The sequence below is a fragment of the Psychrobacillus sp. Z16_25 genome (assembly GCF_056856695.1).
In genome coordinates this window covers 190106-202801 of record NZ_JBXEOV010000005.1, presented here as the reverse complement: position 1 = coordinate 202801, position 12696 = coordinate 190106, and the positions used below count along the sequence as shown (strand labels likewise).

Here is a 12696-nt window from a genome sequence, read left to right as displayed (position 1 = left end):
TCATCATCCGCTCGACTTGCATGTATTAGGCACGCCGCCAGCGTTCGTCCTGAGCCAGGATCAAACTCTCCATAAAAGTTGACTTCTATAATAGAAGTCTTCCAAAACAGATAAGCTTTGATAGCTCATAAATTTTGCTGGCATCATCATAAAATGATGTCATGTTTGTTTTGCGATTCGTTTCAATCGCTGTATATCTTGACGTTTTGCATGTTCAGTTTTCAATGTTCATGTCAGTTGTTTTTTGACAACTTCTCAAGTTTATCATCTTCTTATCGAAGAGTCAAGAACTTTTTTATCTTCATTAGTTTGCGCTACTGATTTAGCAGCTCAATCATTCTATCATTCACCAAAACCAAAGTCAAGAACTTTTTTTGAGTTTTTCAATCAAGTTACGCTGTCGTTTTGACGACTTTTGTATCTTAGCATCTTTTAAACATGAATGTCAACAGCAAATCATAAAATTAACTAAATACCAATTCGAAAAGGTGTGTGTGCTTTGAAAACAAGGCTTTTAATAATAGTCTCCTCATTGTTTTTATTCTTCTTACTCTTAATCTATCCTAGCAATTATCCTAGCTTACTACCTGTATTTCAAGTAACGGAAAACCCAACAGTCATCTCTCAGGGTACTTACGGAAATACTCTAACGATTGATTTAACCTTCGGAAGAGAGGACGTCCAGGAACTTATTAATAACTTAGAGACTCCATACCCTCAGTTTTTTATAAGTATTGAGTGGATCGAAAGGTCGGAAGAAATAATTGAGTTAATGAATGAAAAGAAAATCCCAATCGGACTATTAGGAAAAGAAGGTATCACTTATATAGAGGATAAAGGATTATTCGACAGAGAAGTAGAGCGCTTTGAAAAGGCGATAGGAAAGAAACCTTTATGGTTTAGAACGATAGACTACGAGTTTCCATACGAATTACAAAAACAAGCATGGGCGCACGAGATAAACTCACTGGGATCGAGTAAGTATTGGTTAGAAGAATTTCCTAAGCTAGAAAAAGGTGATATCATTACTGTACCTCTTCACCAACAAGAACGAGTGGACATAAAAGAACTTTCTAAGATTCTTCAAACAACAGATTTTGTCACAATTGAACAAAACATTTTTGAGTTAAAGGTTAAAACAAAGTCCTATCCAAATTAAAAAAAGCATCGGCACACAGCCGATGCTTTTTTTAATCTTTTTTTACAGCATTTCCTTCTCTTCTCGCTTTTCTTCTAGCCTCTAATTTCGCGCGATCTTCGTCAGATTTTGCATTGTATTTTGGTAGAGCAATTAATTGATATGCATTAACAGCTAAGATTGGGAACAATAATAAAGTAACCCAGCTATCGACATTATCCGCTCTAACCATTAACACTGGCAGCCATTCAATCGTTGATACAACAATCATGAAAAACATCGCAGAGATAAGGGCATGTTTTTTTGTTTTATTCGCTTTAATAATTGCTACAACCACCGCAGTAATAATTAAGATAGCCAATAGACCTGTATAAAGCCAAACATCAGCAGACGTCTCAGCATTCGGGCGGAATCGGAAGAAAATTAAATCAAAAATAACAAACGCGATGATTAATAATTGTACCCAGTTCCAAAGTGTTAAGGATCTGAATATATTCACGCCCATTTGGTGAATAGTTAAATATGCAAAGAAGCCCATTTGCGCAATAACACTTATAGTGAATCCCATAACTACCATAAAAGCAAAGGCAGCAAGGAACTCACCCCATTCACCTGCTTCAAAGTATTTTGCAAAAGCGTCGTCCCAACGGATAAATAATCCTAATAAACCCGTCGTAATCCCACCTATTAACATAGCATTTATAAAAAATTTAAACCAATTTCGAATAGTCACAGCGAGATTTCCTCCATATTATTCTATTTCCTCATTTGATTGTATCAAATAAGATATAGAAAAATCTATTTCTTCCTGAAGTCAATACATATTTCTCAAGTAAATGTGAACAATACATGAAAGGAGGGTGAAGTATATAATGAAATATTTTTCCTTAATTTTATTTACACTTGTCGTTTTAGCAGGTTGTAGCGACTCTTCAACGAACATTTCTTATGAAGACAATAAAAAAATGGTGGTTGATGCGCTACAGACAGAGGAAGGGAAAAAGGCTCTTCGTACCATCTTAGCTGATTCCCAGTTCCAAGACATGCTAATAATTGAAAATGATCAGGTTAAAAAATCTGTGGAAGAAACAATGCTGTCGAAAAAGGCCGAGGATTTTTGGAAAGAAGTATATCAAGATCCAAAGTTCTCAGAAACGATGGCAAAGAGCATGCAGAAGCAGCAAGAGGACTTGATGAAAAACATGATGAAGGACTCAGACTACCTGAAGGATTTAGAAGCATTCTTTTCTTCTCCAGAAATGAAAAAAGAGTTGGAAAAGGCTCTAAAATCGAGTGACATTCGAAAGGAAATGGAAAAGGTAGTAGAAGAAACTATCAATAGTCCTGCCTTACAAGCAAAATGGCAAAAGCTTGTCGAAGAAGCTGGTGGTAAATCTGAAGAAGGCGGAGAATCAAAAGATAAAGAAAGCAAAGAAGGTGGAGATGGAGGAAAAGGCGGAGAAGGTTCCGGAAAATAAGGCCGCTTCCTTTATAGGAAACGGCCCTTTTCTTATGCTTTTTCGATTACTTTTTTTGCTATATCTAAGTATAGCTTTCCTGTATCATGATCTTCTCCGTAAACGGATGGAGCGAAATCTATGTCATTCCAGTCAGGCTGACCAAGTGGTATTTGGCCAAGTAGGTCTGTTCGAAGCTCTTCAGCAAGCTTTGGACCTCCACCTTTTCCAAATACAAATTCCTTCTCACCAGTCGATTTAGATTCAAACCAAGCCATGTTTTCAATGACACCTAGAATCTCATGGTCTGTTTGAAGTGCCATAGCACCAGCTCTAGCTGCAACGAATGCTGCCGTTGGATGAGGAGTTGTTACAACGATTTCCTTAGAAGCCGGTAGCATTTGGTGTATATCCAATGCTACATCTCCAGTTCCTGGAGGTAAGTCTAATAGTAGAAAGTCTAGCTCTCCCCATTCCACATCTTTAAAGAATTGATCTAATACTTTTCCTAGCATTGGTCCACGCCATACAACTGGAGCATTGTTTTCTACAAAGAATCCCATAGAGATAACCTTTACACCTTTTCTCTCTACTGGAATAATACGATCGTTTTTAATTTGTGGTACGTCCTTGACCCCCATCATATCTGGAACGCTAAAGCCATAAATATCGGCATCTACTAACGCTACTTTTTTCCCTAATCGCGCTAATGCTACGGCAAGGTTAACAGAAACAGTAGATTTCCCAACTCCTCCTTTACCAGAAGCGATGGAAATAATTTTTACTTTACTGTTTGGGGATAATAAATTCTCACTGTCCCCCTCCGTGCCCTTACCACGGAACTGTTCCAACACTTCTTTCGGCAATTCCTCAAAGCGTATTCCAACTGTGTTAGCTCCAGCTGTTTTTAATATATCTACTACCTTTGTTTGAAGTTGCATTTGCTCGGCAGAATTAACCTTTGCAATAGCCAATTTTACACTCACATGTTGCTTCTCTTCTTTAATAGAGACCTGGGTAATCCCATTTGTTTCTTCTAGAGTTCTATGTAAAAATGGATCTGTTAATTCTCCAAGTAACGCACGAACTTGTTGTTCATTAATCATTTTGTAGACACTCCCCTTAAAAGATAAAATCATCTTTACTAGTATACCATAGGTAGGTGTCTAGATTCCCTAAGATTGCCTAATAAACGGTTTCCTCAACATACGAGCGTATACCATCTGCAATCGCTTCCACCATTTGATTTTGATACTTATCAGAAGTGAGAAGAGCCCGCTCCTCGTCATTACTTATAAACCCCGTTTCAACCAATACAGCAGGTGCATTTGCCTTTTTCAGCACATAAACTTGTTTAATAGAAAGCGCTTCTCTTTCCGTGTTGCCAATATTATTTCGAATAGATGCCTGAATTGCTTTTGCCAAAGGCTCACTATTCTCATGCCCCGTTGCATGATAAAATACTTGAGCACCTCTCCATCTATCTTCCGGCACTGCATTAACATGAAGGCTAATGACGATATCTGGCTTTGTATTATTAATAATTTCTTCTCGCAAAAGAAGATCTGCTACTTTCCGCGAACGCGTCGTTCGATATTCTTCGTTCGGCCTATGCTCCGCAATTGCATCTCCTTCTTTACTACGAGTCATTACCACTGTTGCCCCTTGAGACTTTAACAACTTCTCTAGCTTTAGTGACATAGCCAAGGTAATATCTCTTTCCACAATCTCTCCATGACTTGCACCACCATCAATTCCCCCGTGTCCCGGGTCAATGACAATCTTCACCCCAGCTAGTGGCTCTGGTAAAAAGAAACCAATATCACTCGCTCTTGTACCATATACTACTGCAACTAGAGATACTAAAAACAACACAGATATTACTAGCCATTTTTTCAGATTCATCTCTCCTTTTGCACTCATTATACGTATGAGGGACAAAGAGTATGATTAGAAACGAGGCTTGATTTTTGAGCTAATGAAAAAAGAAGGAACAGCCAGTAGGGTTACTACGGAAATAATAAAAAAGACGGCTGCTCCACTACCTACATTATCCAATAAAAGCCCCCCTGTACTCGGACCTAATATTCTCCCAATCGATTTCACTCCAGACAGAGCAAAGTAGGTTCCCTTCTCATGGTCCTCGCACATTCCATCTATATGTATATCTACCATTGTAAAAACGAGCACTTCACCTGCAGTAAAAATGACCATCGCTATAATTAGAACGACAATATTTGGGCTTTGACCGAAGACTAGCAGCCCAAGTGCAAGCATTCCACTACCAATCATGATAGAAGTAGTAGTACTAATTTTCTCTCCAATCTTATAGACAAAATATTGAATGATTAACACTGTAATAGCATTTGTCGTAATAAGCCAAGCAAAATATTGAACGGCTATCTCCACATCAAAGGTTTTTCCAAGATATTGACTGAAAGTGGAATCAAATTGACTATAGCCAAAGCTAATAAAGATTAAGCCTAAAACAAATACTCCAAACGCATAGTCTTTCTTAAAAACGTAAAAGGAGGAGAAAATACTCGGCTTCCTAGCAGGAACAATCGGCTGCTCCACTGGATACCTCTTAAATAACACCAGGAAGGTAAGTATGTTTATAAAGAAGATGAAAGCTACTGCAAAGAAGATATTTTCTAACCCAAACCTTTGAAAGTAGACAGATGTTAGTGGTGCGATAGCTGCCGATATATTAATTAAAAAATAGCGGATATTGAAGATAAGTCTCCTATTTTCGGGCTCTGTATAGAGACTCAGAAGCACTCGGTATGTAGGCTCCACTGTAGATTGACTCATCCCTAACACAACCGCAAATACGATAAACCCAGCATATTCATCAATAAAAGGGAAATAGATATAGCATGCCAGATATCCTACAAGACCAGCTAATATAACTTTATTTTTCGGGAACTTGTCGATATAGGGTCCTATAAAAAAACTCATAATAAGTCCAGAAAATGCAAGGGTAGATAGAATTGTCCCTATTTGAACTCCCGTAAAATCAAATTCATTCAATAAAAATAGCGTTAGATACGGTATTACTAGAAAGGTTCCAAAGCGAGCTAAAAAGATACTCGCAAGTAAAGTGGTAGTTACCACATTAAACTTATTTCTCATCAATCACAGCTTCTCTCTATTTGTTATATACATAAACACAGACTTCCTTGCCCTTAAGCATAATTTCCTTTTCCAAAGTCATACCTATTTTTTCGGCAACTTTTCTAGAAGCTTTATTAGCTATTTGAATCAAAGAAATGAGCCGATTTGCTTTTATTACTTCAGTCCCCCTCTTCTTAAACGTTTGCGCAGCCTCACTTGCATACCCTTTACCCCAATAATCACTTGCAATCCAGTAACCTATTTCTAACTCCTCAATTCCCTCTATCTGTTGAAGAACTATGCCCGCGTGACCTACAAGAGCTCCATCGCTTTTACGAATCATCAATTTTAACCCATATTCATCATCGCTCTGATAATGACCATAGATCCCAGCTAAAAATTCCTTGGACTCCTGTAGATTTCGAGTGTTTCCACCCCCAATAAATTTCACCATTTCAGGATCAGAGAGCATGGAAGCTAAAAACTCCAAGTCTTCATCCTCGTACTTTCGATAGATGAATCTTTCCGATTCAATCACTTAACTCACCCCTAACTGTTTTAATCGTCCCTTACTATACACCTCTCCCAAAAGGGATACAATATCCTTTTACATAATTCTTAATTAATAGAAATCTACTAAAATATACAAATTATTTCCCAGGTGATAACTCTATTGCTTCATACTACGATTTGAAGTATATTGATATGAAAAGGTAAATAATGGTGATTTATAAATGAAGAGAATGTTTGCGGCTATTCTTTCTTTCGTTTTGCTCTTTAGCATCTCATACGGATTTGCTAATAATGTAAAGCAGGAGCAAAAAGCTATAAAAACTGTACAGAGCTAAACAAGGATTATAAGGGTGGAGTTGCTAAAACGACTTCCGTAAAAAACAAAGGTGGTAAAACAAAGCACAAGCCACATGTCTCAAAAGAATTATATGAAGCAAATAAAAGCAAGGATCGAGACAAAGACGGAATTGCTTGCGAAAAATAAGGCTGGGGCAAATCGAATGAGTAAGCACTTATGATCTATCATTTGATAAAGGTCATAAGTGCTTACTTGTTTTTAGAACTCAGGTTCTCCGCTGCTTCGGACGCTTTCTATGAGGGAAACAGAATGTTGGTCAGGACTTTGTATATTATATTTTCACTTCAAGCATTTCTAATGCCAGCTCCAAGTCCTTGTCTTGATGAATGAAATCAGGTGACCATTCAATATAATAATGTGGCTTAATCCCTTTCCCGTGAATTGAGTCCACAACCGTTTTTTCTTTTACCCTAGAAAACGGATAGAAGAAAGAGAATTCTCCATTCCATGTGACTTGTAGTAAATCACTGTAATCGTTTATTCCCATCGTTGCACGGCCGACCACTGTGACCTTAGAAGATTCCAATGCTACTCTCACAAAGTCCTCCCCAGCACTTGCACATCCATAATCCGTTAACAGGATAACGTTTAGCGGATATCTCTCTCCTTGAAATTCATCTCCCATTTCTTCAATATAAGAAGAAAAATCAATAACAGTAAAACCCACATCTCTATTTGAATCTAAAGTAGAAAGAGCAGTCTCTAACATGTTTAGTGTTTGTTCATCTATTTGAAAACTTTTTGCCTCACTTACTTGTTTCGAAAATAGCTCCACATTCCTGCTAGTGCAGTTAAACTCTCTTTCCGGAATCTCAGAGCTTGGTTTTTCCTCTTGCTTAAAAAGAAATGGGAGCAACTCATCAACAGCATGTACATTCCCACCTTTGTTATTTCGTACGTCTATGATGAGATTTTTTGCTTTTTGAAGTCGAGGCTTATTTTGCTCAATAAAATGGCGGATAGCTTGATAATCGTTAAAGTCTGAGAAGGTGAGCATCAGTGTCTCCCTCGTAAGATTTTCAGCACGGTAAATAGGAGCTCGTTCTTTTCTTTCGTATTTATTTATTTCTAGTTGAAGCCCATTCTGTAACTCTATACGCTCTGTTCCTAAAAGAACAGGCATCCAATGCTGTCTTTCAACCATCGTTTCCCCGATTAGTCTACTTTCTTCACTAGCTATAGAGGGTATGGTTTTGCCATCTATTAATAGAATGGCATCACCCTTCTTTAATCTGCTTTCCTCCTGAACATCAGTAATATATAAAAGATCCCCGCTTCTCCGCACCTGAAAGCCAATTGTTTCAGGCCTTGCTCCTTCACTCCCGTGTAACACAAAATACATATGGTGATCCTGAAAATCGGCAAGATAGTCATTAATGAGATTCGTGAATTTATTTGGGGTCAATTCATTTGCAGCTTCCATGCCTTTGATTTTTCTTCTATAAGTATCTGGCTTCCCCCAGCCTCTCTTATCCTCAAAGCCAGCATAGTCAGTATTAGTAATAGATACTATTTCTTCAAAAATAGACAGATAGCTCATTCTAATTCTCCTCTTCCCCATTAGTGATGTTCCAAAAAATTACATATTATAATGATTCTATCTCCTAAGCATAATTCCTTCTTTTTTCCCCTATCGGCAGTAAACAAAGACTGCATGAAAAAACACCCTTAAGTTAGTTTTACTCTAACTTAAGGGTGTTCGGGTTATTTGTTAATTAAATGCGAGTATCTTTAAAGCCGCAGTATGCGTCAACTGGGTCTTCACCTTTAAATTCAGATTGACCCATCAATTTTTCAACTAATAATTCAATTGTTCCTTTGTTACCATCATACGCATTAATGTATGTTTTCACTTGAGGAACATCCGCTAAGTGGAATGGGTAATTTACAGAAACGAAAATAGTCGGTATTTCGTGAACATAGAATGGAATATCAGGTGTTCCTTTTAAAGCATTCCATGTCATACGTTGTACTACTTCACCCGGTTTAACGTTTGCAACATTAATGATTAAATCATATTTGTCGGTTAAGTCTTTAATAGGACGTTTTGCTGCATAAGCATTCGCGATGCTCTTCATTTGTTCTTCTGGTGGTAATTCAGAGATTTTATCCATTGGTGATACGTGAATTTCCACTTCAAAGCCTTTTGATTCAAGTTCTGCTTTCAGAAGATCAATTGGCTTAGGTTTATTTCCGCTAATTAATTTAGTAAATGCGCCTTCTGCCGTTTTTACGTTAACCAATAATACTCGTTTGTATTTCTCAGGAGTAACAGGCCAGATATCTTGTTTGTCTTTTACCAATGTAATGGCGCGATCAGCAACTTCTTTAAATAGCGCTACATTTTCAGGAAGACCGATTTGTTTCATTGCTTCTTCTTTTGGCATCATGATTTCTGTTTTCGCTTTTTTATGAAGTCCTAGTGACGCTTTAAGACCTAGGATACGAGTAAGAGCTGCTTCTAAACGCTCCTCAGTGATAACACCGTTTTTGTATCCATCCATCATGAAACCGAAGTCTTCATCTGGATCGTTGAAGAATAAGAATAAGTCACAACCAGCTGCAATAGCAGTAGGAAGCATATCTCTACGTTTCATTGCAGATGTCATCGCTACCATGTGACTAGCATCTGTTACAACAACACCGTTAAATCCTAATTTACCACGTAATAAGTCTGTGATTAATTCTTTAGAAAGTGATGCTGGTAATAAATCTTCATCTGTTAATTCAGGGTTGAAGAATTTTGAGTAAGCTGGTTGATGAATATGACCAGCCATAATTGATGGTAGACCAGCATCAATTAAACCTTGATACACCTTTCCAAATGTAGCATCCCACTCTTCGCAAGATAAGTGATTAGGTGCGAAAGATAAATGGTGGTCACGCTCATCAACACCGTCTCCTGGGAAATGTTTAGCAGCAGGAGCGATTCCGCTTTCCTGGATACCTTTCATGTACGCTAAGCTCATTTCTAGAACTTGGTCCGGGTCAGAACCGAAAATACGGTTTGAGATGATTGGGTTACGCCAGTTCATGCTAATATCAACGACTGGCGCAAAGCTCCAGTTACATCCGATTGCAGAAGCTTCTACACCAGAAACTCGGCCCATTTCATACGCCCATTTAGCGTCTTTTGTTGCACCAATTTTAACTTCTAGCCCAACTTCTGTACCATCTGTACAAGCACCGTTACCACCTGCCTCTGTATTCGCTGCAATTAATAAAGGAATCTTACTGTTTTCTTGAAGAATTTTATTTTGGTCGTATACTTCTTCCGCTGTACCTGGGTTATAGCGAACAGCACCGATATGATAATTGTCTAAAACACTTGTCAAATATTCTTTATCACGGCTAGATCCCATGTTCACAAATAATTGACCGATTTTTTCTTCAATTGACATTGAAGCGATCGTTTCTGTAACCCATTGAATATCTGAGTCAGATAAAAAATAAGGTTTTGCTTTTAAGTCAACTTTAGTCATTTCTTGTAATACTCCTCTGCTGATGATTTTAATATAGGTACCTATACATTCGTGTAAAAAATCATTCGTTTATCTTTATAGCATTTTCAGCAATTCTGTTTTTAACGTATTCTAAACAAATATGAACCAATTTAATCGAAGGATTCGAGTGATTTCAGTGCCCACTCATAATCTTTGATAACTGTCTTTGCTTGTTCAAAAGATAAGCCATTTGCTTGTTGGGAATTTACCTATTCTTAAATAAAAACCCATTGTTTAACCAAGCTAATGTTTGTCTCTTTAAAATGCTTATAGGTAAAATTGGAGTTTTTCTCTCTTACTCACAACTTCACCACGATCTATATAGCACCCTATGTATTTTATATAACATGCTATATAAAGTGTCAACACTTCATCATGTAATGTAATTTTTATACTAGGAATATAGACCAGGATTTTCTGATGACAAAAAGATAAGCCTCTATATTTATGACTATCTTTTAAAGCACAAACCATTAGACACTTCACCTTTTTACCAGTGATCACAATAATGGCGTTTGGCCTGTCAACATTTCTTTAGGCTACAATCAGCAAGTTAGCAACGATTTCTTTTAAAGCATTGAATGATTTTTAAGTGGTAGGTTTACCTTTTCATAATTTGAGCAGAAGACAAGAAATTATACAAAACCCAAACAATACACTTCAAAACTTTTCTTGCACAAGTTCAGTAAAGAAGAATTTATTGAACGGTTAGAAGATTGTCACTCTGTATTTTTTTATGGGAGGATAAGATGAGTTGTTGGTCAACAGTCATTCTTCCATAAAAAAAGACCCCCAACCAAAAAGGTTGAGAGTCTTGAAACGTAATATATTAACGTTTTGAGAACTGAGGTGCACGACGCGCGCCTTTAAGACCGTATTTTTTACGCTCTTTCATACGTGGGTCACGTGTTAAGAATCCAGCAGATTTAAGAGCTGGACGGAAGTCAGGGTCTACAGTAAGTAGAGCACGAGCGATTCCGTGACGGATAGCTCCAGCTTGACCTGTGAATCCACCACCGTTAACGTTTACGTGAATATCATAGCTACCTAGAGTTTGAGTAGTTACTAAAGGTTGTTTAATTATTTCACGTAAAGTTTCGTATGGTACATAATCTTCGATGCTGCGATTGTTGATAACAATGTTTCCTTCGCCTGGTACTAAACGTACGCGAGCTACTGAACTTTTACGGCGACCAGTGCCGATATATTGAACTTGTGCCAAGGGTATGTCCTCCTCTTAATTATTATCCGCGAAGCTCATAAGCTTCTGGTTTTTGTGCTGCATGTGGATGTTCTGCTCCAGCATAAACATGAAGCTTACCGAACATTTGACGTCCTAAAGTGTTTTTAGGAAGCATGCCTTTGATTGCTAATTCAATCATTTTTGTTGGGTAGTTATTACGCATTTCTAATGCAGTACGTTGTTTAAGACCACCAGCATATTGAGTGTGACGGTAGTAAATTTTGTCATTTAACTTGTTACCAGTTAAGTGAATTTTCTCCGCATTGATGATGATAACGTGATCACCAGTGTCAACGTTTGGAGTGAAAGTTGGTTTATTTTTTCCACGTAAGATAGCAGCTACTTCAGAAGCAAGACGACCAAGAGTTTGGCCTTCAGCGTCGATCACTAACCATTTACGCTCTACTTCGTGACCTTTAGCCATGAATGTTGTACGCATGTATTTTGTCCTCCTAATTCAATCGTTTTCGATCTAAAATTTTCTATATCCTCATACCAATAAGTTTCGGGGCTTATATTGTGGGGTTAATGAAAATACCATACATCATCATACCCCAGGAGCATACAATAGTCAAGTATTTTTCATAAAACACCTGGAAAAGTTGCTTCAATCCTTATACCTTACTTCCTCCAGGTATAAACCGTGTGCTGGTGCGGTTTTTCCGGCCTTTTTTCTGTCGCAGGAATGCAAAATCCTAGGTAGGTCTTCTTCCCCTATTTTTCCAATTCCAACCTCCCAGAGAGTACCTGCAATAATCCGAACCATATTATACAAAAATCCATTTCCACTGATGATCATGTGCAGCTGTTTCGACTGTTCCTGCCATATAAATTCAATAGACTGAACAGTTCTTACAAAATCCTTCACACTTGTATTGGATGCACAAAAGCTTGAAAAGTCATGTGTCCCTAAAAGATGTCTAGAGGCAGCTCTCATGCTTTCGATATTTGGACGATATCTTTCTGCATGAACGCTGTAATGTCGCTCAAATGGGCTGTGTACGTCACTTAACGACCATATATACCGATAAGTCTTCCCAGTCGTATCAAAGCGGGCATGAAAATCATCCCTTACCTGCTTCACGGAGAGTACTCGTATATCCTTGGGAAGCTGAACGTTTAATGCCGTTCTCCACCGATCCATAGGAAATGTATAAGTAGTATCAAAGTGAATGACCTGTCCAGTTGCATGAACCCCGGCATCTGTTCTACCGCTCGCAACTACTCTGACAGCCTCTCCCTTATGAATCTTTGTTAAAACCTTCTCTAATTCTAATTGAACGGTCCGCTTTCCTGGCTGTACCTGATAACCAGAAAACTGACTTCCATCGTAGCTGATGACTGCTCGAAGTCTCACCATAAATCCT

12 protein-coding genes, 1 rRNA gene and 1 pseudogene are annotated in these 12696 nt (G+C 37.9%); 3 read left to right on the top strand and 11 right to left on the bottom strand.

Translation table 11 applies throughout. The annotated features are described in order from the left end of the window. Positions 1-76, bottom strand: a 16S ribosomal RNA gene (locus AC1VU3_RS08105); the annotation flags it as partial. Between the two features lie 423 nt (positions 77-499). Here AC1VU3_RS08105 and AC1VU3_RS08100 point away from each other — a divergent pair. Further along, the gene (locus AC1VU3_RS08100) at positions 500-1159 is read left to right on the top strand and encodes a polysaccharide deacetylase family protein (protein ID WP_480389075.1); all 660 of its coding nucleotides are present in this window, start codon (positions 500-502) and stop codon (positions 1157-1159) included. A gap of 31 nt (positions 1160-1190) precedes the next feature. Here the strand turns inward: AC1VU3_RS08100 and AC1VU3_RS08095 are convergent, their stop codons facing one another. After that, a complete protein-coding gene (locus tag AC1VU3_RS08095; RefSeq protein ID WP_482983234.1) occupies positions 1191-1871 on the bottom strand; it encodes a KinB-signaling pathway activation protein in 681 nt (226 codons plus the stop codon). A gap of 139 nt (positions 1872-2010) precedes the next feature. On the opposite strand from AC1VU3_RS08095, the gene gerD reads away from it, so the two are divergent. After that, a complete protein-coding gene (gerD, locus tag AC1VU3_RS08090; protein WP_480389077.1) occupies positions 2011-2616 on the top strand; it encodes a spore germination lipoprotein GerD in 606 nt (201 codons plus the stop codon). 32 nt (positions 2617-2648) lie between these two features. Here gerD and AC1VU3_RS08085 read toward each other — a convergent pair whose 3' ends face one another. The 4 genes from AC1VU3_RS08085 to AC1VU3_RS08070 form a co-directional block, all read right to left on the bottom strand. Beyond that, on the bottom strand, positions 2649-3701 hold the full coding sequence (locus AC1VU3_RS08085) for an Mrp/NBP35 family ATP-binding protein (protein ID WP_482983233.1): 1053 nt from the start codon (positions 3699-3701) through the stop codon (positions 2649-2651). A gap of 79 nt (positions 3702-3780) precedes the next feature. Then, positions 3781-4494 (bottom strand): N-acetylmuramoyl-L-alanine amidase, encoded by a 714-nt coding sequence (locus AC1VU3_RS08080; protein WP_482983238.1) that lies wholly within the window; start codon positions 4492-4494, stop codon positions 3781-3783. 51 nt (positions 4495-4545) lie between these two features. Continuing rightward, a complete protein-coding gene (locus AC1VU3_RS08075) occupies positions 4546-5730 on the bottom strand; it encodes an MFS transporter (RefSeq protein ID WP_480389079.1) in 1185 nt (394 codons plus the stop codon). Between the two features lie 16 nt (positions 5731-5746). After that, on the bottom strand, positions 5747-6250 hold the full coding sequence (locus tag AC1VU3_RS08070; protein ID WP_482983232.1) for a GNAT family N-acetyltransferase: 504 nt from the start codon (positions 6248-6250) through the stop codon (positions 5747-5749). 196 nt (positions 6251-6446) lie between these two features. Here AC1VU3_RS08070 and AC1VU3_RS08065 point away from each other — a divergent pair. Beyond that, a pseudogene (locus AC1VU3_RS08065) lies at positions 6447-6709 on the top strand (excalibur calcium-binding domain-containing protein). A 145-nt stretch (positions 6710-6854) separates the two neighbouring features. Here the strand turns inward: AC1VU3_RS08065 and AC1VU3_RS08060 are convergent. From AC1VU3_RS08060 to truA, 5 genes are all read right to left on the bottom strand, one after another. Next, entirely contained in the window at positions 6855-8123 is a 1269-nt protein-coding gene (locus AC1VU3_RS08060) for a S41 family peptidase (RefSeq protein WP_480389081.1), read from the bottom strand. A 175-nt stretch (positions 8124-8298) separates the two neighbouring features. Next, positions 8299-10065 (bottom strand): glycoside hydrolase family 3 protein, encoded by a 1767-nt coding sequence (locus AC1VU3_RS08055; RefSeq protein ID WP_480389082.1) that lies wholly within the window; start codon positions 10063-10065, stop codon positions 8299-8301. An 850-nt stretch (positions 10066-10915) separates the two neighbouring features. Continuing rightward, complete coding sequence (rpsI, locus tag AC1VU3_RS08050; RefSeq protein WP_480389083.1) at positions 10916-11308, bottom strand: 30S ribosomal protein S9; 393 nt, start codon at positions 11306-11308, stop codon at positions 10916-10918. 22 nt (positions 11309-11330) lie between these two features. Further along, on the bottom strand, positions 11331-11768 hold the full coding sequence (gene rplM, locus AC1VU3_RS08045) for a 50S ribosomal protein L13 (RefSeq protein WP_480389084.1): 438 nt from the start codon (positions 11766-11768) through the stop codon (positions 11331-11333). Between the two features lie 168 nt (positions 11769-11936). Then, positions 11937-12689 carry a tRNA pseudouridine(38-40) synthase TruA gene (gene truA / locus AC1VU3_RS08040; RefSeq protein ID WP_482983231.1) on the bottom strand — a complete coding sequence of 251 codons (753 nt, stop codon included), beginning with the start codon at positions 12687-12689 and terminating at the stop codon, positions 11937-11939. Positions 12690-12696: the final 7 nt, after the last annotated feature.

Excerpts from the sequence above, each read along its gene's own strand:
- gerD (WP_480389077.1), top strand. The coding sequence starts at position 2,011 with ATGAAATATTTTTCCTTAATTTTATTTACACTTGTCGTTTTAGCAGGT.
- AC1VU3_RS08085 (WP_482983233.1), bottom strand. The coding sequence starts at position 3,701 with ATGATTAATGAACAACAAGTTCGTGCGTTACTTGGAGAATTAACAGAT.
- AC1VU3_RS08075 (WP_480389079.1), bottom strand. The coding sequence starts at position 5,730 with ATGAGAAATAAGTTTAATGTGGTAACTACCACTTTACTTGCGAGTATC.
- AC1VU3_RS08060 (WP_480389081.1), bottom strand. The coding sequence starts at position 8,123 with ATGAGCTATCTGTCTATTTTTGAAGAAATAGTATCTATTACTAATACT.
- AC1VU3_RS08055 (WP_480389082.1), bottom strand. The coding sequence starts at position 10,065 with ATGACTAAAGTTGACTTAAAAGCAAAACCTTATTTTTTATCTGACTCA.
- rplM (WP_480389084.1), bottom strand. The coding sequence starts at position 11,768 with ATGCGTACAACATTCATGGCTAAAGGTCACGAAGTAGAGCGTAAATGG.
- truA (WP_482983231.1), bottom strand. The coding sequence starts at position 12,689 with ATGGTGAGACTTCGAGCAGTCATCAGCTACGATGGAAGTCAGTTTTCT.